This window comes from Curtobacterium sp. 314Chir4.1, from assembly GCF_900215175.1.
GTDB lineage: Bacteria > Actinomycetota > Actinomycetes > Actinomycetales > Microbacteriaceae > Curtobacterium > Curtobacterium pusillum_A.
This window is the reverse complement of sequence record NZ_OCMI01000003.1, coordinates 138246-158161: the sequence shown is the minus strand read 5'-3', so window position 1 is coordinate 158161 and position 19916 is coordinate 138246. Positions and strand designations below refer to the sequence as shown.

The window sequence follows — 19916 nt, the reverse complement described above, 5'->3', positions numbered from 1 at the left end:
TCCTCCTGCGGGCGGTAGGGGAAGGAACGAGCGTCAGTCGTCCTCGCCGAGCAGCTCCTCGCGGACGCGCCGGATGTCCTCCAGGAGCGCCCCGATCAGCACCCAGTGCCGCGAGTTCGGCCGGATCACCTCGAGCGGCGCGGTCAACGCAGGCTCCGCAGGTGATGCACCCGGCTCGACCCCCGCGACCACCGGCGCCTGGACCGGAGAGTCCGCGACCCGCGCACCGAGGGCCCGGACGTCGGCAGCGATCCGTGCCACCTCGGTCGCGATGCTGCCCACCACCGGGTCCGCCCGGAGGTCCGGCGCGGTGTTGTCCTGGATCGCCCGCGTCATGCCGGTGACGCGCGTGACGAGGACGCGCAGGTGCTCGGTGACGACGATGTCCTCGTCGAGGATGGTCCGGTGCCGGCCGCCGCGCGGGTTCATCGTGAGGGACTCACGGGCTGCGGTGAGCGATGCCTCGGCGCGGGCGTGCTGCTGCCGGAGCGCTCTGGCCTGCAGCAGGGCCTCGTGCCAGCGGTCGTGGTCCCACCCCTCGGTGAGGCCGATCGCGACCCGTTCGAACGCGGCGGCGGTGTCGCGGGCGAGCCGGGCGACGGCGAGGTGGGCGGGGCCGAGCAGCACCGGCGGCACGATCACGGCGTTCACGATGAGGGCGACGATCGCGCCGAGCACGGTCTCGAGGATCCGGTCCGCCGAGTAGTTCGGCGTCACCACCCCGGCGGTGAGCACGAGCATCCCGCTGATGCCGACCTGCGTCGCCGAGGTCGGGGTGAGCCGGAGCGCCCACGCGATGAGGATCGCGAGCACGATGACGAGCAGGACGACCCACACGGAGTCGCCGAGCAGCAGGTGGAACCCGGTCGCGAGGACGACGCCGAGGACGACGCCGGCGCTGCGTTCGAGTCCCTTCACGAACGACTGGTTGATGCTCGGCTGGACGACGAGCAGCGCGGCGATCGCGGCGAAGGTCGGGAACGGTCCGTCGATGAGCACCCGGCAGAGCAGCACGGCCGCGACCACCGCGACCGCGGTCTTGACGACCTGCAGGAACGGCGTGCGACTGGAGCTGCGGAGACGCGCGACCGGGTTCACGTCGACCACGCTAGCCACGGTCCGCGCGCCGAGCCGTGCACGAACGCGACGAAACCCGCCCCGTCCGGTTGACTGGTCTCGTGTGGCCCAACCATGAGCGCGTCATCCCGCAGGCCTTCGCCGGCTCCGGGACCTCCGTGGTGGCCGCACGCGCCCACTCCGTCGAACCGTCGGGGAACGGCTACCTCTACGGGTACGAGGTGGACACGGTCGACCGCAACGGTCAGCGTGCCACCGTCCTGACCTACGTCGACACCGGCGGGACCCACGACCAGAACAGTGCGATCGTCACCGATCCGGCCACGGGGGAGCCCGTCTCGGTGTGGGCATACCCGAACGACCCCGGGCTGCCGGTGCTGCCGCAGGTGACGTACCGCGACGCCGTCGCCGAGCTCCTGACCACGCTCGGCATGCCCGTGACCGACCCGACCCTGACCGTCGCGGCGTACCGGCCTGGCAAGCGCGCGGTGGTCCGGGTGGACGCCGCCGAGGGCACCGTGTTCCTCAAGGTCGTCCGGCCGCACCGCGTCGGCCCGATCGAGAAGTCGCACGAGCAGTTCGTCGCAGCCGGGCTGCCGGTCCCACGGGTCCTGTCGAGCCGCGGGGACGGTCTCCTCGTGCTCGAACGCATCCGGGGCGTGCCGGCCGGCAGCCGGATCCTCGAGATCGCCGACGACCCGCGGTTCGTGGCGTCCCTCGCGGCGCTCACCGGGCGGATCGCGACGGTGCCGATGACGCAGCAGGCGCGTGCCGACGCGATGGACCACGCCGACTGGCACCGCCGGACCCTGATCGCCGCGCTGCCGCAGGACGCCGAGGAGATCGACGGCCTCTACGACGCGATCGGCCGGCGGTCGATCGGCTGGGCGACCGCGACGAAGCAGGTCGTGCACGGCGACCTGCACCTCGAGCAGGTGTTCGTCGACGAGGACGAGCCGTGGCGCATCTCCGGCCTGCTCGACATCGACACCGCGGGCTGGGGCTTCCCGGTCCGGGACATCGGCGCCGTGGTCGCGCACCTCGTCGTCACCGGGCTGTGGCACCGGTCGCGCGGCGACGCGGAGCGCGGCGCCGCGGCCGAGCGACTCGCCGACGCGGTCGCCCGCGACTGGGTCGCGCGGAACCCCGAGCAGGCGGACCGCATCGGCCCGGCGATCGGCGCGCAGCTCCTCGCGCACGCGGGCGGACAGGCGACGACCGGATCCGCGAACGGCATCCAGACTGCGGAGCAGCTCCTGGCTGCGACGCAGGCCGCCCTCGCCGAGGCCACTCCCGTCGTCCCGTCGGACGGACTCGTCCGACCGCGGTCCGCACCGTCGCTCTGAGGTCGCAGGACACGCCGCGTCTGCGGCATCGAGGTCGCGCAGACGGCCGCAGGGCGGCCTCGGCTGCGACAGATCGTGCGACCTGGGGCGGTGACCCATGCGGACGGGAGGCGCGTGGCGGGGCCGAGCCGCGCCTCTCCCCGCCGGCACGGCCGGCACGCCGCTGGCGCGTCGCGCCGGTACCGGCGTCGTGGGCCCAGTCCGACACGTGGTGGGGAGACGGACTGGAGGCGCGACGCGCGCGGGTGTCGTCGAGTCGCCTCCGTCGGTGGTCGGGGAGTAAACTGAGCGCGCACGCACCGCGTTCCCGCGTGCCGCGTCGATTCCGGACGCTGCAGTCGGTCACTTGACCGACGTGGGAACCGGATCCGTGGTCGTCCCGAGGGGGCGTCACGTGCGTGTGACGGCGCCGGATCCCGGCGCGGACCGTCGCATCCGGCTCCACCCGGTGGCCGTGACGGAACGCCGCGTCAGGAACCGGCACAGGACTTCCGCCCACGGGCGGCTCGCCCGTGATGAACGGGCGGAACAGGAGGAGCGTTGGCTCGATCAGGCACCCGGCGAGCAGCCGGCGGGACGCGGACCGCGTCGCGTCGCACCCGGCCGCTCGACAACGACGGCGTCATCCCCGTCCTCGCCCGCGCCGTGCGCGAGGTCGAGGCGGCGGCGCAGCGCGGACCGCTCAAGGCGTCGAACCGTTCGAAGTTCCAGGCGGTCGCCCTGCTCATGCGCGAGGAACGCGCACGGGTCAAGGCCGACACGGAGCTCACCGACGCGCAGCGCGCGGAGCAGCTCAAGCGGCTCGACGGTGTGGCGACGATCCTCGCGAAGACCGCGGCCCGGGACACGAGCGTCATCCAGCTCCTGACCGAGGAAGCCTCGGTCAGTGAGACCACCCGCACGGTCAAGCGCGACATGATGATCGCGGGCGGCATGGAACTGCAGCCCGAGGAACTCGTCATCGCGGCCGAGCCGTCCCCGACGGTCGAGAGCCCGGTGCGAGCGGTCGTCCCGCAGGCGGTCGTGCAGCGCCAGCTCGCGAACCCGTTCCTTCCGCCGGACTTCGCCCTCGCCGACCAGCCCGTCGCACACCCGCGTCGCCTGGCGAACTGGGAGCTGTTCGGACCGCTGTTCAAGTCGTTCGAGTACGGCGCGGGCGGGGGAGCGGCGACGATGCCGCTGCCGGAGCCCGCGACGCTGCACTCGAAGTCCGGCACCACGCTGATGAAGCACCAGGCCGAGCTCATCGCCGCCGCTGCGCAGGGACACCGCACGTTCTTGCTCGCCGACGAACCGGGCCTCGGCAAGACCGCGCAGTCGCTGCTCGCCGCCGACGCTGCGAACGCGTTCCCGCTCCTGGTCGTCGTCCCCAACGTCGTCAAGACGAACTGGGCGCGCGAAGCGTCCCGCTGGGTCCCGAACCGCACCTCGACGGTCATCCACGGTGACGGCGACGACCTCGACGGGTTCGCGGACATCGTCATCGTGAACTACGAGATCCTCGACCGGCACGCCGGCTGGCTCGGGGCCTTCGGGTTCAAGGGCATGGTCGTCGACGAGGCGCACTTCATCAAGAACAAGGACTCGCAGCGCTCGAAGTTCGTGCTGCAGCTCGCCGAGAAGATCCGGCAGCGCACCGCGCACCCGCTGCTCATGGCGCTGACGGGGACGCCGCTGATCAACTCGGTCGAGGACTTCCGCACCATCTGGGAGTACCTCGGCTGGATCGACGACAAGAAGCCCCGCGCGAAGCTCATGAACGAGCTCGAGGAGATCGGCCTCACCCCGGCCGACCCCGGCTTCTTCGTCGAGGCGCGCAAGGCGGTCATCGACCAGGGCATCGTCCGACGCCGCAAGGTCGACGTCGCCGCGGACATCCCGGCCCGTCGGATCGCCGACATCCCCGTCGAACTCGACGACGAGGTCGGTCGCTCCATCCGCGACGCCGAACGCGAGCTCACCGCGAAGCTCGTCAAGCGGTACCACCAGGCGCTCGACGCCCGCACCGGACAGGACCCGGTCGTCGGCATCGACCACAAGCTCGTCCGCCAGGTCGCCCGCTGGGAGCTCGAGGATCAGGACGCCTCGCCGACCGGGGAGAACGTGTTCTCCATGGTCCGACGGATCGGCCGCGCCAAGGCGCAGCTCGCGGCGGACTACGCGGCGCAGCTCGCGTCGAACGTCGGCAAGGTCGTGTTCTTCGCGAAGCACCTCGACGTCATGGACCAGGCGGAGGAGGTCTTCGCACGCCGGGGCCTGCGCACCGCCACCGTCCGCGGCGACCAGACGCCGGCGCAGCGCACGGCCGAGATCGACTCGTTCGTGAACGACCCCGACGTCGCCGTCATCGTCTGCTCGCTCACCGCCGCGGGCGTCGGCCTGAACCTGCAGGTGTCGTCGAACGTCGTGCTCGCCGAGCTGTCGTGGACGAGCGCCGAGCAGACCCAGGCCATCGACCGCGTGCACCGCATCGGGCAGGAAGAGCCCGTCACCGCGTGGCGCATCATCGCGGCGCAGACGATCGACACGAAGATCGCGGAGCTCATCGACTCGAAGGCGTCCCTCGCGGCCCGGGCCCTGGACGGCTCGGACGAAGAGGTCGTCGACTCTGGTGACATCCAGCTCGACGCGATGGCGGCACTGCTGACCGAGGCGCTGGAGCGCGGCGGCCGGTAGGGGCTGTTCCGGCTCGCTGGCGCCGGCGGTGGCGCTGGCGCGCACCTTGCACAACCAAAACCCGCTCGAACCGTGGAAATGCGTGGTTCGAGCGGGTTCTGGTTGTGCGGGTCTGGGCGCCGCGGGGGCGCGATGCGTCAGATGCGCGACTGGACCTCGGCGAGCGAGGGGTTCGTCGCCGTGCTGCCGTCCGGGAACACGAGCGTCGGCACGGTCTGGTTGCCGCCGTTGACCTCGGCGACGAGCTCGGCCGTCCCCGGGGTCTGCTCGATGTCCACCTCGGTGTAGGGGACGCCGGCCTTCGACATCTGGTTCTTCAGGCGTGCGCAGTAGCCGCACCAGGTGGTGGTGAACATCGTGACGGCGCCGGCCTCCGGCACGAACGCGTCGCGGGTGATCGTCTCGCTCATGGGCCCAGGGTAACTCGCCCGCCTGGAGGCCTTGCGCCGCTTGTTCTACATAGGTAGATTGAGGGCATGGAACCGATCCACCGCGTGACCGCACCCACGCTCGACGTGCTCGACGCCTTGCTCTCGAGCGACGGCGCCGTGTGGGGACTGCTCGTCATCAAGGCGACCGGGCGGCAGGCGGGCACCGTCTACCCGATCCTCGAGCGCCTCGAGCGCCAGGGGTGGATCCGGTCGTCGTGGGACGACGATGCCGACCGGCCCGGCCCACGTCGTCGCCTCTACGAGTTCACGGCCGAGGGCGCCGAGGCCGCCCGGGAACTCGTCGACGCGCGCCGGTCAGCAGTGGACGCGGCGGAACGCGCCGCGCGCGCCGGACGCCCGAGCGGCCGGACGGTGACCTCGTGACCGCGCTCGACCGCGTCCTCGTCGGGGCGGCCGTCGCCGTCTCGCCCGCCGCCCACCGGGAGGTTCGTCGGGAGCAGTGGCTCGCCGACGTCCGGGACGCCCGGGAACTCGACCTCTCACCGACCGCGCTCGCGTTCGGTGCACTCACCACGGCGCTCTTCCACCGACGCGCCGGACACCGATCCACATGGGGGGAATCCATGACCGCAGCACCGATCCACGTCCGTCCCGCACCGCACACGATCCAGACCGTGCCGGTCCTGATCGGGTTGGCGCTGCTGTCCTTCGTGGCAGGTGGCGTCGGACTCACGCTGCTCCAGCGGTACAACGGGTTGCCCGGCGCACGCACGCTGTTCGTGCTCGACGCGCTCGCGCTGTCCGTCGTGCCGGGGCTCGTCGTCGCGTCCGCGGTGCTGCTCCTCGCAGGGGTCACGCTGCGGCGACGCGTGCTCGGCGCGTTCGCCGTGTTGGGGATCACCGCGCTGTGGTGGGAGACCGTCATCGGCCGCTTCTCCCTGCCCGTCGAGTACTTCCTGCAGATCGGGGTCTTCGCCGCCGCGGTCCTCGCCGTCTGGTTCGCCGTCCGCGGCCGCGCGGGCTGGGGATGGCTGCTCCTTGCCCTGCCGGTGCTCGCCGGGGTCCTCGTCGCCCCGCTCGCCCAGGTCTCGGGTCCCACGGTCTTCACTGCCTCCGGATCGACCGCGGTGTACCTCGGCCTCCAGCTGGTCCCGTTCGCCGTGGCGGCGATCGCGGGCACGGTCGCGACCCGGTTCTCCACAGATGCACCCGCACTGGTCGAGCCGCACGGCGAAGCACTGGTAGACAAGAGCGCGTGAGTGACACGCACCTCGAGATCGAGCGCACCTACGACCTGCCCGAGGGCGGTTCCCTCCCCGACCTGATCGGCGTCGGCGGCATCCTCCGCACCGACCACCAGGAACCGTTCGAACTCGACGCGACCTACTGGGACACCGAACGGTACGACCTCGTCGCCGCCCGGGTGACGGTTCGTCGCCGCACGGGTGGCCCCGACGCCGGCTGGCACATCAAGCGCGCGGCATCGGACACCGTCCGGCACGAGCAGCACTTCCCGCTCACCGACGACGCCGACGCCGTGCCGGACGAGGTCCTCGCCGCACTCTTCACCGAACGCCGCGGCCGTGGCCTGCGTCCGGTCGTCCGGATCACCACCACCCGCACCGTCACGCGCCTGCTCGACGAGGACGGCGACCAGGTCGCCGAACTCGCCGACGACCAGGTCGCCGCGCAGCGACTCGACGACGACGCCCCGGAGACCGCGCGTACCTGGCGCGAGGTCGAGGTCGAGACCGTGGAGGGCGTCGACCCGCAGGTCGCGCGCGAGCTCTTCGCCGCGCTCGACGGACGCTTCGCGGCCGTCGGCGCCGGCCCCGCCGCCGTGTCGTCCAAGCTGGCACGCGGGCTGGCCGGCGCACCAGCACCGCGCCTCCAGTCCGCCGACAAGCCCGAGAAGGGCACCGCGGCACGCGCGCTCGTGAAACGACTCCGGAAGCTGCGTTCCACGCTGCTCGACCAGGAGGCACTGCTCCGGTCCGGTGCGCAGGCGGACCTCCGCGAGACGGCGGCCGTCGCGCTCGGGATCGCCGCGGTGATCGGGTCCTACCGGCCGGCGTTCCCGCCGACCGAGGACGTCGACCGCGCGGCCGAGGCCGCCGAGGGGCTCGCCGCGGTGACGGCGCGTGCCGCACTGGCCGAGTACCTCGTCGAGGGGCTGCCCCGTGCGTCGACCCCGGCACAGGACGCCCTCGTCGACTCGATGACGCGCGAGCGCATCCTCGCCGCCACACGGGAGCGCCGTGCCGTCGCCGTGCGGGACGTCGTCGCCTTCCTGCACGGCGAACCGTTCCTCGAACTGCTCGACGTGCTCGACGACGCCGTCGAACGGCCCGAGCCGACCGCCTGGGCACTCCGGTCGCCGAAGAAGGTCGCGCAGGACGTCTCGGCGGTCGAGAAGCCTCGTGTCCGCGAACTCGTCCAGGACGCGGTCGGGGACGACGACGACTCGTCCGCGGTGCTCGACCGCGAGGCGACCGCGCGCGAAGCGACCGAACAGGCCTGGCGCGCCGCGACCCGTGCTCGGATGGCCATGGACGTCCTCGGAGACGACGCCTTCCCGCACGCGCTGTGGAAGCGCATCGGCGACGCGGCGGACGTGCTCACCGAGCGCGTGCGCTCACTGCACGCGCTCGACGTGCTCCGGGTGCACTCGGGCATCGCCGAACGTGGTGGCGAGGGCACGTTCGGGTACGGCGTCCTCGCGGGCGATCGGGTGCGGTTGGCCGAGGAGTCCTACGACGAGGCGGTGCACGCGCTCAACCGCGTGTGAGTGCGCGCGGCGCCGGGTGGGCGGGCGCCGCGTCGTGCACCTCGTGAGCAGGAACGGTCGGGTGTCCGCAGCGAACCCGACCGTTCCTGCTCACGAAGCTCGGCGCGAGGCGTGCGCGTCGCGCGGGCGTGCGCGTCACGCGTCACGCGTCGCGCGTCGCTCGGCGCGCCGCACGCCCGCTGGTCAGGCGGACTCGTCCGCCAGCCCCAGGACGTCGAGCAGCCACGCGAGCTCGAACGCCCGTTCCTTCCACGAGTCGTACCGACCGCTGACGCCACCGTGTCCGGCGGCCATCTCGGTCTTGAGCAGGACGGGTGCTCCGACCTCTCGCAGCTTCGCCGTCCACTTCGCGGGCTCGACGTAGAGCACGCGGGTGTCGTTGATCGAGGTCACCGCGAGGATCTTCGGGTACTGCACGTCGGACCGGACGTTCTCGTACGGGGTGTACTCGCTCATGTAGCGGTAGACCTCGGCGTCGTGCAGCGGATCGCCCCACTCGTCCCACTCGATGACGGTGAGGGGGAGGTCCGGGTCGAGGATGCTGGTCAGCGCGTCGACGAAGGGCACCGCGGCGAGGATGCCCGCGAACCGTTCGGGAGCGAGGTTCGCCACCGCACCCATGAGGAGTCCACCGGCGCTGCCGCCCTCGGCCACGAGTTGCTCGGCGCTGGTCCGACCGGAGTCGATCAGGTGCTCGGCGACCGCCACGAAGTCGGTGAAGGTGTTCTTCTTCGTGAGGGTCTTGCCGTTCTCGTACCAGTGCCGGCCCATCTCGCCACCACCGCGGACGTGAGCCACCGCGAAGACCACGCCGCGGTCGAGCATCGAGAGGCGCATCACGCTGAACCCCGGGTCGATCGAGTGCTCGTACGACCCGTAGCCGTACAGGTGCAGGGGTGCCGGGCGATCGGTGTCGACGGCATCGCGACGCCAGACGAGCGAGATCGGCACGCGCGTGCCGTCCGACGCGGTCGCCCAGTCGCGCTCCTGCACGTAGTCGGCAGGGTCGTAGCCCCCGAGGACGGGCTGACGCTTCAGGACGGTGACCTCGCCGGTCGCGAGGTCGAGGTCGCTGATCTCGGACGGCGTGACGAACGAGGTGAAGCCGATGCGGAGTGTCGGCTGGTCCCACTCGGGGTTCCCACCGAGCCCGGCGGAGAACAGGGCTTCGTCGAAGGGGACCTCGTGTGCGTCACCGTAGCCGTCGCCCTCGATCGGGATGATCGCGACGCGGGGGAGGGCCTCGGACCGGTACTCGAGCGCGAGGTGTCCGGCGAACGCGTCCACCGACTCGATCCGACGCTCGGTGTGGTGCGCGACGACCACACGACGGTCCCGCTCGGACATCGGGTCGTCGGCCGGGACGTCGACGAGTTCGAAGTTCTCGGCGCCGTCGTTGTGGAGCACGAGGAATCGGTCGCTGCCGCCGACGATCGCGTGCTCGATCTCGTACTCGACGCCCTCACGCCGCGGCCACACGACCTGGAACTCGCCGGTCGGGTCGGCGGCGTCGAGCACGAGGGCCTCGGAGGTGATCTTCGACCCGAGCTCGATCACGATGTACTGCGACGAGCGGGTGACCCCCACGCCGACCCAGTAGCGGTCGTCGGGCTCCTCGAATACGACGACGTCCTCGGCGGCGGTGCTGCCGACGGTGTGCCGCCAGATCCGGTCCGGTCGCCAGGAGTCGTCGACGGTCGGGTAGAACACGTAGCGACCCGACGGGTCGAAGGTCGCGCCGGCACCCGTGTTCGGGATCTCGTCGCCGAGGTCGGCGCCGGTCGTCAGGTCACGCACGTGCAGGGTGTACCGCTCGTCACCCTCGACGTCGATGCCGTACACCAGCCGGGTGCCGTCGTTGCTGATGTCGTAGGTGCCGAGCGAGAAGAAGTCGTGCCCGTCGGCGAGCGCGTTGCCGTCGAGGACGACGTGTTCGCCGGGCAGCGTGGCCTCGCCCTCGAGCACCGTCGGCGGCGTCCAGTCGTCGGGCCCGGTGATCGGCGCACGGCAGTGGACGCCGTACTGGCTGCCCTCCGACGTCCGCGTGAAGTACCACCAGTCGCCCATCCGCACCGGGACGGAGAGATCGGTCTCCTGCACGCGGTCCTTGACCTCGGTGAAGATCCGGTCGCGCAGGGCACCGAGGTGCGCGGTCGCTGCGTCGGTGTGGGCGTTCTCGGCCTCGAGGTAGTCCAGGGTGTCGGGTGATTCCTTGTCCCGCAACCACTCGTAGTCGTCGACGAAGTCGATGCCGTGGTGGGTCCGTGTCACGGGCCGCTTGGCGGCGGTGGGCGGGGTGGCCTGGGCGTGCTCGCTGCTCACCACCCCACCCTATTCGCCCGCTGCAGGACGGCGGCCCGGACGCGATCGCCGAACGCCGCGAGCTCGTCCACCATCTCGACGACCACCCACGCGCGGTTGCGCCGGCGTTCGGTGACGGCGCGGAGCACGCCGCGCCGGCACAGGTCCTCGGCGACGGTGTCGACCGCCGCGTCGTCGTGCAGCCCGACCGCCCGGAGGCCGTCCGCCAGGCGCTCCTCGGTCAGGACCGGATCGCCTCCGATGACGGAGCGGACCGTCGGGTCCAGCCCGTCGGATGCCTCGGCGAGGAGCAGTGCGGTGAGGGTGGCCTCGTCGCAGACGGTCCCGACGGCGATCGCGAGGTCGCGGACCCACCCGTCGACCCGGCCGTCCCGGTACCGCTCGAGGTGCCAGAAGTACCGGTCCTGCTCGGCGACCAGTGCCGTGGCGATCGGCAGGGTCAGCACCCGGGTGAGCCCGCGCCGACGGAGGACCGCGCCGACCAGGGCCCGCCCGATCCGCCCGTTGCCGTCGGTGAAGGGGTGGATCGACTCGAACTGCGCATGCCCGATGGCGGCCTGCGCGAGGGGGTGCAGGTCGTCCCGGTGGAGGAACGCGAACAGGTCGTCCATGAGCGCCGGGACGAGTTCCGGTGGTGGCGGGACGTGGCGAGCGAGCCGGGGTGTCGCACCCCCGCCGACCCAGTTCTGCACATCGCGGTACCGGCCGGCGTACCGACCGTCGACCGGATCGTCCCGCATGAGCGCGCGGTGGGCGTCGAGCACCGCCGTCGGCGTGATGGTGCCCGAGCCAGCCGACGAGACCAGCCGCTGGATGGCGTCCCCGGCGCGCACCACCGCCGCTGCGCTCGTGTTCGCTCGGACGCCCACCACCGCACGGGCGACGTCGTCGAGGCTGGCCGGTTCCTGCTCGATGCGGGAGGACGCGACCGCCTCGGTCCGGTCGAGCGCCCCGCCGAGCGCGACGAGGTCCGCTCCGTGGTGCGTGTCGAGGTCCGTGAGCGCCCTGGCCGCGCGGTCGAGCAGCGCCTCGGTGTCCCGATCGGGGATCCACGTGGCCGCGGCGATGAACGGCGGGATCGAGGTGCTGATCGAGGTCGTCCGTCGATCGGGGAGGGGGAGGCGGACGCTGCTGCGCCACGGCACGGTCCGTGTGGTGTGTGCGGGCCAGGGGTGCTCGGCGATCAGCATGCTTCCTCCGGGGATGGCGTGGGCGTCGACCGGTGACGGTACGAGAACGAAGCGCATGCGCGCCAGGAATCGGCATGTTGTATGCATGACGGGGATGTCGGCCCACCTCGATACCGTGGTGACATGAGCAACTCCTTCGTCGTCACGAACGCGCACGTGGTCCCCGTCTCCGCCCCCGAGTTCGACGGCACGGTCGTCGTCCAGGACGGCACCATCACCGCCCTCGGCCCGGACGTCACTCCGCCGCCCGGGGCCGAGGTCGTCGACGCCGCCGGCGCGTGGCTCGTGCCCGGCTTCGTCGAGGCGCACGGCCACGTCGGCATCCACGAGGAGGCCAACGGCGAGGCGGGCAACGACACGAACGAGATGACCGGCCCGAACATGGCCGGCGTCCGTGCGATCGACGCGATCGACATCGACGACGAGGGCTTCCGCGACGCCCTCGCCGGCGGCATCACCTCGATCGTCGTCAAGCCCGGCTCCGGCAACCCGATCGGCGGCCAGAGCGTCGCGATCAAGACGTGGGGCGGCCGCACGATCGACGAGCAGCTCATCTCCGACTCGGTGAGCATCAAGAGCGCCCTCGGCGAGAACCCGAAGCGCGTCTACGGCGGCAAGGGGCAGACGCCGTCCACCCGCCTCGGCGTCGCCAAGATCATCCGCGACGCCTTCGTCGAGGCCCAGAACTACCGTGCCGCCCGTGACGCCGCTGCCGCGAAGGACGAGCCGTTCGCCCGCGACCTCACGAAGGAGACGCTCGTCCGCGTCCTCGACGGCGAGCTCGTGTGGGACCAGCACACCCACCGACACGACGACATCGCCACCGCGATCCGCCTGTCCGAGGAGTTCGGCTACCGCCTCGTCGTGAACCACGGCACCGAGGCCCACAAGATCGCGGACGTCCTCGCCGAGAAGGACATCCCGGTCATCTACGGGCCGCTCTTCACCAGCCGCTCGAAGGTCGAGCTCCGCGACCGCGGGATCCCGAACCTGGCCACGATCGCCGCCGCCGGCGTCCGCGTCGCGATCACCACGGACGCCCCCGTCGTGCCCATCAACATGCTCGTCGACCAGGCGACCGCCGCGGTCAAGGAAGGCCTGCCTCGTCAGACCGCGCTCGAGGCACTCACCACGAACCCGGCCGAGTTCCTCGGGTTCGGCGACCGCGTCGGTCGTCTCGCCGAGGGCTACGACGCCGACCTCGTCCTCTGGGACGGCGACCCGCTCGACGCCACCAGCCGCGCGATGCGCGTCTGGATTGACGGCAAGTCCGTCTTCGCGTGGGCCGACGGGACCGGCGTCACCACGCCGCGCTGGTAGCGACTGCCCGGCCTGGAGGCACGGATCGCGTCGTGCGCGCACGTCCCGCCCCGCGCCTCCAGGCCCATACCGCGTCTCGTCTCACTGAGACGAGACGCCGCCCTCGGCGCGAGGCGCCGCTCCGGCCGCGAGACACCGCCGATTCGGGCGGTGTCTCGCGGCTCCCGGGGCGTCTCGCGGCAGATGCTGCGTCTCGTCTCGACGAGACGAGACGCCTCGACACGCGGCGAGACGCCGCGCGCCGGGCCGCGCCGTGCCGCGGCCCGCGCGCTCAGACCTCGCGCGCCAGCAGGAAGTCGTTGATGCGCGTCGTGAGCTCCGCGTCGACGGACCAGGGCGTCCCGTTCACCGAACGGATCGGCGCCGCCTGCCGCACGCTCGACACGAGCCAGGCGGCGTCCGCAGCATGGAAGTCGTCGAGCGTGACGAGCTCGTACGCGGTCTCGATGCCCGCTTCCTCGGCGAACCGGAACACGTCCGCCTGCGTAGTGCCGGCGAGGATCCCGATGTCGGTGCGCGGCGTCACGAGCCGACCGCCGACCGACAGGATCAGGTTGGCGCGCGTGCCCTCGAGCACGTAGCCGTCGGTCGAGACGAAGACTGCGTCGTCCGCACCGCGTCGGACCGCCTCGCGCAGCGCCGCCATGTTCACGCCGTACGACAGGGTCTTCGCCCCCTGCAGCAGCCACGGCGACGTGCGCTCGACGTCGTGTCGGTAGCCGCGGTCCAGCGTGACGACGGAGATGCCCTCGGTGCGGGCGGCGGTCGAGTCGGGGGAGGGGGCGCCGTACACCCAGCCGGTCGGGCGGTCCGTGCCCTCGACACCGCGGGTGAGGACGGTCTTGACGAAGGCCTCGCGCACCGGGTCGACCCGGGCGCAGACCGCTTCGATCGCCTGCCGCCACGCGTCGACGTCCGGCGCGGGCAGGTCGAGCATCGCCGCCGAGCGGCCGAACCGCGCGAGGTGGGCTTCGAGGGCCTGCGGGTGTCCGTCGACCACGGTGATGGTCTCGAAGACGCCGTCTCCGCGGGTGATGCCGAGGTCCTGCACCTGGATGTGCTCCTCGAGCGGCTTCGCCCAGGTGAAGGCGTCCGCGGCGGGGTCGTGCGGTGCAGCGTCGCGCGAGGGCTGGTTCAGGACGGCGAGGACGGTTTCGGTCATGCCTCCATCCAACCGCAGCCCGGTCGGAAACGACCTAGCCGGCCTCGGGCAGGGCGCCCAGGAGCTTCCACACCGCCGGCGTCAGCTCCGGGTGCTGCAGGGCGATCCGGCGCAGGCGGTGGTACTCCTCGCCGAGGCGGGTGCCCTGACCGGACGCCGGGTGCATGGACCACTGCGCATTCCGCTGCCCGATCGCGGCGTCGAGCTCGACGGCGTCCGCGCGGAGGATGAGCACGACCTGCTCGTCGACGGTGGGGAGCGTCGGCATGAACTCCCACGGGTCCTCGCCCTGGCGGCTGCGGTGCTCGACGAGCATCGAGATCTCCTCGGCGGCCTCGGCACGCAGCACTTCGAGGCTGCGCCCCGCCCTGCGGGACTCAGCCATGATGCCCCCGCAGCACGCCTGCCATGGAAAAAGCCTACGCCAGAACTTCGGCCAGACTTGACGCGTGAACCCGCGCGACGTGAGCAAGTCCCAGCACCCCGCCGTGGTCGTCGTCTACCTGGTACGCGACGGCCCCGAGGGCCCCGAGGGCCCCGAGGTGCTCCTCGGCGAGAAGCGGCGAGGCCTCGGCACGGGCCGCCTCGTCGGCCCCGGCGGCAAGCGGGAGCCGGGGGAGTCCGCGGTCGAGACCGCGGTGCGCGAGGTCGCCGAAGAGGTCGGCTTGCGGATCGAGGTGGACGACCTGGAGGCGCGGGGCACGTTGGACTACAGGTTCCCGTACCGTCCGTCCTGGTCCCAGGTCTCGGACGTCTTCGTCTGCCGCCGCTGGCAGGGCAGCCCGTCGGGCAGCGACGAACTCGAACCCCGGTGGATCCCGGTCGACGCCGTGCCGTACGACGCGATGTGGGACGACGCGAAGTACTGGCTGCCGGGGGTGCTCGGCGGGGGATCGGTCCGGGCGCGCTTCACGTTCGCCGAGGACGACGCGACGGTGTCGGGCTACACCGGTACCGGGGTCGAACCGCCGACCACCGACTGATCGACAGGAGACACCGCATGCCCAAGAACCCGATCGGCCTCCTGCTCCGGAACCGTCGTGCCGGCGAGGGGAGCCTGGTGTGGGCGGACCCGACGCTCGCCGCACGCGAGGAGCCCTCGTCCACCCCGTCCTTCGCGCTGACGAGTCCGGCGTTCGCCCACGGTGCTCCGATCCCGCCACGGTTCCGGGGACGCCTGCGTGGGGAGAACGTCTCGCCTCCGCTCGAGTGGACGGCGCCGCCGGCCGGTACGCGCGAACTCGTCCTGGTCGTCGAGGACCCGGACGTCCCGTTCCGGAAGCCGGCGACGCACGCGCTGACCTCCGGCATCGACCCGGAGTCGCGGGGGTTGGTCGAGGGAGGGCTCACCGATCCCGCGCCGGTGCCCGGACTCCGGCACGGCCATGGTCCGCTCGGTCGCCGCGGGTACGCCGGCCCGATGCCGATCCCGTCGCACGGCGCGCACGCCTACGTGTTCCAGCTCTTCGCACTCGATCGTCCGACGGAACTCGCGTCCGGCTTCCGGCTCAGCGAGGCGCGGGCCGTCATGGCCGGGCACGTCCTGGCGCGTGCACGGCTCGACGGTACGTACGAGATCGCCTGAGGCGTCGCGTCCGCGGGCCGGGTCAGCGGGTCTGGGTGCGGGTGCTCCCGGTGCGGGCTTCCTCCGCAGCGGCCATCACCTCGGCGTCACCGCTGCGGCCACCGAGCGGGCGGACGAAGAAGTCGATGATGCCGAACACGATCGCGCCGACCATGGCGAACATCGCCCAGCCGACGAACAGGCCCGCGACGTTCCGGCCGTCGGCGGGTGCGAGGAACACGCTCGCCGCGTAGAAGCCGACCGTCAGCACGAGGAACACGACGACGACGGTGACGAGGACGCGGTGCCAGGCGATGCGGGGGTTCATGCCCCCAGGATACTCGCGGCCCGACACGTCACCGCTCGCGGGCGGTCGACGATGCACGTGCATCGTGCGACGTCACGCCGGTCGATCGACGCGTGCGGTGTCGGAGGATGCGCCCGCACCCGATGCGTTCGTACCGTTCGACACCACGCTCGTCGATCGACGCGTGCGGTGTCGGACACCGGGCGTCAGCGGGCGGCCCGCGGCGTCACCGGTCCGCGTGCCGACCGTGGGGACGGCCGTCGTCCGTGTCGCGACCCGACGCGTCGGACCGGACGGGGGCCCTGGAACCGTCCACGCGGGGGACGGGCCGGGTCCGCGGGCCGGTCCCCGCGCCTCCCCCCACGTGCTCGGCCGTCACGTCGCTCCGCAGGCTCCGCGACGCGCCGGAACCGGCCCGCGTGGGACCGGACCGCTGCGCCGGACCGGTGCGGTCCGCACCGCGCACCACGGGGATGCGCCCGGTCGGCGTGGACTCGGTCTCGAGGCCGTCGCGCCCGCCCATGAAGACGTCGCCGTTCGCGCGGTCGTCCTCCCAGTCGGCGTCGCGCAGCACGCTGAGGGTGCCGGTCTCCGTCGAGGTCAGCCCGTGGCGCTCGAGCTCGGCGTCGCGCTGCGTGCCGAGGAACTCGCGGTTGGCGGTCTGGGCGTCCTGGAACATCGTGGTGCGGCCGGTGACGATGGCGCGGATGCGGCGACGCTCCCACCACATCTTGCCGAAGTACATGAGCACGAGTCCGGCACCGGCGTAGCAGGCCATCGTGATGAGGCCACGTGAGTACGACGGGCCGACGCCGTAGATCTGGTGCTTGATCATGTCGACCATGCTCGAGCCGACGACGACGTTGTTGAGCCACGCGAACGGCTCCGGCATGAACCACTTCGGATAGGCGCCGCCCGACGACGGCATCGACAGGAAGACGAAGCAGATCATGGCCGGCGCGGCGATGAACCGGCCGACGAAGTAGCTCAGCCCGTTGACGGCGAGGCCGATCGCGACGATCCAGCCCCAGGCGATGAGGACGAGTTCGATCCAGTGCCCGTGGATCGCACCGACGACCGGGCCGGCGAGCGTGTTCGTGATGAGCGAGATGACGAGGCCGCCGACGACGATGACCGCCATGCGCGTGCGGTGTCGGAGGGGGCCGCCCATGATGCCGATGAACATCGCGACCATGTAGCCGCCGATGCACCACGCGAGCATGACGTACATGGCGACGGTGCCGTACTCGTCCCAGGCGGGGAGCGGCGCGAGCTCGGTGACGGTCGGCGCCGCCACCCCGATGCCGGTCAGGACCGTGCTGAGGGCGACCGGGACGAGCGAGGCGACCTGGAACTGGTGCGCCGTCGCCTTGAAGACCTCGTTCGTCGACGGGTCGTACGCCACGGCCATCGTGCCGGCGAGGACGTCGCGCTTCGCCTGGGCGAGGGAGTCGTAGGTGTGGAAGAGGTACTCGCCGGGCAGCGCCTTCTGCATGGCGGCGACGAGGGACGGGTCGCTGCCGACGAGGGCGATCGGGACGTCGTGCGGGTGCGGGGCGTGGAACGCGAAGACGTAGCAGAGGCAGAAGCCGACGATGAAGAAGAGCGGCATCCAGAGCTGCAGGCCGATCAGCTGCAGCGACGGGTGGAGCGTGCCGAACCAGCGCCGGTAGCGGCTGATCCGCTGCGGCTCCGGGACGGGCGCCTGCCGGACGCGTCCGCTGCCTCCGCCGCCGGTGCGGCTCGGGCGGGTGCCGGCGACCGGGGCGCCGCGGCGGGGTCTCGATCCGCCACGGGTGGAGGGACGCGTCGCGCGCTGCTTCGGAGCGGAGTTCTGCCTCGGCCCACCGTCACGATCCGGGAGGTCGTTGTTCCTGGGGACGTCGTTCCGCGGCGTGCTCACTCGGCGTTGCGCTCCTGTTCTGGGTCGGGCCGCCAGGATACGCCCGGAGGGCCGCTCACGCGCTGGGGCGTCTTCGCGGCCGGCCGCCGCTGGCCGTCGCGGCTGGCCTCTCGCTCAGGACCGGCTGCGGGAGGCCTGCGCCGAGTCCATCGCGAGCTCCTCCGCATCGAGCGTCACGAGCACCCGACGCATGACCTCCTCGTCGAGGTTCCCCTTCTCGCGTTCCTCGAGCACGATCTCCCGACGCCGGTCGAGCAGCTCCCGCCGGATGTCCTGGATCTGCGCACCGCGGAGGCGCATCGGGGCGTTCCGCTCCTCGTCCTCCTCTTCCTCGGCGTCGCGCCGGAACGTCTCGGCCTGCCGTTCGAGTCGGGCCTTCAGCCGGTTCACCACGGAGTCCACCGCCTGGTCGCCGTACTGCGCCGACCAGTGCGCGCGCCGCTGCTCGAGCATGTCGATCGCCGCCTCGGTCGTGCGCTGGTTGAGGCGCATCTCGCTGCGGATGTCTTCCTCGCCCTCGGCGGGGTCCTGCACCTTGAGCGATCGGATCACGAACGGCAGCGTCAGTCCTTGCAGCAGGAGCGTGCCGACGGTCACGATGAACGCGATGACGAAGATGGTGTCCTGCGCCTTGATGTCGACGGGGTTCGCGACGACGGACACCGCAGCGGCGAGGGTGACCACGCCGCGCATGCCGGTCCACGAGATGACCGTGAGCTCCCGCCAGTTGAGCTTCGGCTCGGCCGTTCCGCGCATCCACCGCAGTGACGGGTGCCCGCGGGACAACCGCACGCGCAACGGTCGGAACCAGCGGCCGTTGAACCGGTTCCGGACGTACGACTCGAAGACGAACAGGGGCCGTACGAGGATCACCACCACCAGGACGACGGCGGCGGCGGTGAGGGTCTGCGCGAGGCTGCGCTCGCTCTCGACGAGGTCCTGCACGACGGTGTTGAGCTGCAGACCGATGAGGGCGAAGACGAACCCCTCGAGGATGACGTCGATGCTCGTCCACAGCGGGCGCTCCTGCAGGCGGGTGGCGTAGCCCTCCTTCGGCGAGTTGTAGCCGATGTACAGCCCGGCGGTGACGACCGCGATGACGCCGGAGCCAGAGAGGTGCTCGGCCAGGATGTACGCGACGAACGGCAGCAGGATGCTCATGATCGTCTCGACCACGGGGTCGTTGATCCGCATCCGGATCCAGTGCACCGCGACGCCGAGGACGATGCCGACGGCCAGGCCGACGCCGATCGCGAGGCCGAAGATGCCGAGGTCCTGCCAGATCGTCAGCGAGGTGCCGGCGGCGATCAGCGTGAACACCCGCACGAGCGTGAGCGACGCCGCGTCGTTGATGAGGCTCTCGCCGGACAGCACCGTCATCACCCGTCGGGGGAGCCCGAGCTTCCGGCCGATCGCGGCGGCGGACACGGCGTCCGGCGGGGCGACGATCGCGCCGAGCAGGATCGCCGCGGGCCAGTCCATGTCCGGGATGATGATGTACGCCGCGAGGCCGACCGCCAGCGCCGTGATGATCACGAGGAAGATGCCGAGTCGGCGGATCTGCTTGATCGACTGCCGGAAGCTCTGCCACGACACGTCGAGCGCCGCCGAGTAGAGCAGCGGCGGCAGGATCAGCGTCAGGATGACCTCAGAGTCGATCTCGATCGGCGGGAGTCCGGGCAGGAAGGACGCCGCGAGTGCGACCGCGGTCACGAGCAGTGGAGCGGGCAGCCCCTTCGCCCGTGCGAACCCGGTCACCGCGAGCGATCCGACCAACAGGATGAGGAGCTCGACGGTGTCCATGGCGTCCATTCTCCCATCGGAATGGTTCCGAACCTGAACGACTCCGAAGGCGACATGAACGGCAGG

Annotated in this window: 17 protein-coding genes; 8 read left to right on the top strand and 9 right to left on the bottom strand. The window is 71.7% G+C overall.

What is annotated here, in order from left to right; genetic code table 11:
- Window positions 1–33: 33 nt before the first annotated feature.
- Window positions 34–1107, bottom strand: a complete 1074-nt coding sequence (locus CRP27_RS09755; RefSeq protein WP_255257525.1) for an aromatic acid exporter family protein — start codon at window positions 1105–1107, stop codon at window positions 34–36.
- A 71-nt stretch (window positions 1108–1178) separates the two neighbouring features.
- Between CRP27_RS09755 and CRP27_RS09750 the strand changes: the two genes are divergently transcribed.
- Complete coding sequence (locus tag CRP27_RS09750) at window positions 1179–2423, top strand: phosphotransferase enzyme family protein (RefSeq protein ID WP_097180504.1); 1245 nt, start codon at window positions 1179–1181, stop codon at window positions 2421–2423.
- Between the two features lie 540 nt (window positions 2424–2963).
- Window positions 2964–5099: a DEAD/DEAH box helicase gene (locus CRP27_RS09745; protein WP_176505548.1), complete on the top strand. Its 2136-nt coding sequence runs from the start codon at window positions 2964–2966 to the stop codon at window positions 5097–5099.
- 137 nt (window positions 5100–5236) lie between these two features.
- Here CRP27_RS09745 and CRP27_RS09740 read toward each other — a convergent pair whose 3' ends face one another.
- Window positions 5237–5509, bottom strand: coding sequence for a mycoredoxin (locus CRP27_RS09740; RefSeq protein WP_079238609.1), 273 nt, complete (start codon window positions 5507–5509; stop codon window positions 5237–5239).
- A gap of 66 nt (window positions 5510–5575) precedes the next feature.
- On the opposite strand from CRP27_RS09740, the gene CRP27_RS09735 reads away from it, so the two are divergent.
- Genes CRP27_RS09735 through CRP27_RS09730 form a run of 3 tightly spaced genes read left to right on the top strand, consistent with a single transcriptional unit; the run spans window position 5576 to window position 8279 of the window.
- Window positions 5576–5914: a helix-turn-helix transcriptional regulator gene (locus CRP27_RS09735; RefSeq protein WP_097180503.1), complete on the top strand. Its 339-nt coding sequence runs from the start codon at window positions 5576–5578 to the stop codon at window positions 5912–5914.
- Window positions 5911–6750 (top strand): hypothetical protein, encoded by an 840-nt coding sequence (locus CRP27_RS18230; protein WP_176505547.1) that lies wholly within the window; start codon window positions 5911–5913, stop codon window positions 6748–6750. The genes CRP27_RS09735 and CRP27_RS18230 overlap by 4 nt, the downstream gene beginning before the upstream one ends.
- Window positions 6747–8279, top strand: coding sequence for a CYTH domain-containing protein (locus CRP27_RS09730; protein WP_176505546.1), 1533 nt, complete (start codon window positions 6747–6749; stop codon window positions 8277–8279). Before CRP27_RS18230 ends, CRP27_RS09730 begins: the two co-directional genes overlap by 4 nt.
- Before the next feature lie 183 nt (window positions 8280–8462).
- Here the strand turns inward: CRP27_RS09730 and CRP27_RS09725 are convergent, their stop codons facing one another.
- Window positions 8463–10601, bottom strand: coding sequence for a S9 family peptidase (locus tag CRP27_RS09725; RefSeq protein WP_097181006.1), 2139 nt, complete (start codon window positions 10599–10601; stop codon window positions 8463–8465).
- The gene (locus CRP27_RS09720) at window positions 10598–11791 is read right to left on the bottom strand and encodes a Fic family protein (RefSeq protein WP_176505545.1); all 1194 of its coding nucleotides are present in this window, start codon (window positions 11789–11791) and stop codon (window positions 10598–10600) included. Before CRP27_RS09720 ends, CRP27_RS09725 begins: the two co-directional genes overlap by 4 nt.
- A 123-nt stretch (window positions 11792–11914) precedes the next feature.
- Here CRP27_RS09720 and CRP27_RS09715 point away from each other — a divergent pair, with 123 nt between their 5' ends.
- Entirely contained in the window at window positions 11915–13111 is a 1197-nt protein-coding gene (locus CRP27_RS09715) for an amidohydrolase (RefSeq protein WP_097180500.1), read from the top strand.
- A gap of 271 nt (window positions 13112–13382) precedes the next feature.
- On the opposite strand, the gene CRP27_RS09710 is transcribed toward CRP27_RS09715, so the two are convergent.
- On the bottom strand, window positions 13383–14273 hold the full coding sequence (locus CRP27_RS09710) for an aminodeoxychorismate lyase (RefSeq protein WP_097180499.1): 891 nt from the start codon (window positions 14271–14273) through the stop codon (window positions 13383–13385).
- A gap of 34 nt (window positions 14274–14307) precedes the next feature.
- The gene (locus CRP27_RS09705; protein WP_079238615.1) at window positions 14308–14658 is read right to left on the bottom strand and encodes a tryptophan synthase subunit alpha; all 351 of its coding nucleotides are present in this window, start codon (window positions 14656–14658) and stop codon (window positions 14308–14310) included.
- A gap of 64 nt (window positions 14659–14722) precedes the next feature.
- On the opposite strand from CRP27_RS09705, the gene CRP27_RS09700 reads away from it, so the two are divergent.
- Together CRP27_RS09700 and CRP27_RS09695 are read left to right on the top strand one after the other, a co-directional pair.
- Entirely contained in the window at window positions 14723–15256 is a 534-nt protein-coding gene (locus CRP27_RS09700; protein WP_097180498.1) for an 8-oxo-dGTP diphosphatase, read from the top strand.
- Between the two features lie 17 nt (window positions 15257–15273).
- Entirely contained in the window at window positions 15274–15858 is a 585-nt protein-coding gene (locus tag CRP27_RS09695) for a YbhB/YbcL family Raf kinase inhibitor-like protein (RefSeq protein WP_097180497.1), read from the top strand.
- 22 nt (window positions 15859–15880) lie between these two features.
- Here CRP27_RS09695 and CRP27_RS09690 read toward each other — a convergent pair whose 3' ends face one another.
- From CRP27_RS09690 to CRP27_RS09680, 3 genes are all read right to left on the bottom strand, one after another.
- Window positions 15881–16165, bottom strand: coding sequence for a hypothetical protein (locus CRP27_RS09690; protein WP_097180496.1), 285 nt, complete (start codon window positions 16163–16165; stop codon window positions 15881–15883).
- Between the two features lie 205 nt (window positions 16166–16370).
- Window positions 16371–18047 carry an ABC transporter permease gene (locus CRP27_RS09685; RefSeq protein WP_097180495.1) on the bottom strand — a complete coding sequence of 559 codons (1677 nt, stop codon included), beginning with the start codon at window positions 18045–18047 and terminating at the stop codon, window positions 16371–16373.
- A gap of 114 nt (window positions 18048–18161) precedes the next feature.
- The gene (locus CRP27_RS09680; RefSeq protein ID WP_097180494.1) at window positions 18162–19850 is read right to left on the bottom strand and encodes a sodium:proton antiporter; all 1689 of its coding nucleotides are present in this window, start codon (window positions 19848–19850) and stop codon (window positions 18162–18164) included.
- Between the last annotated feature and the right edge of the window lie 66 nt (window positions 19851–19916).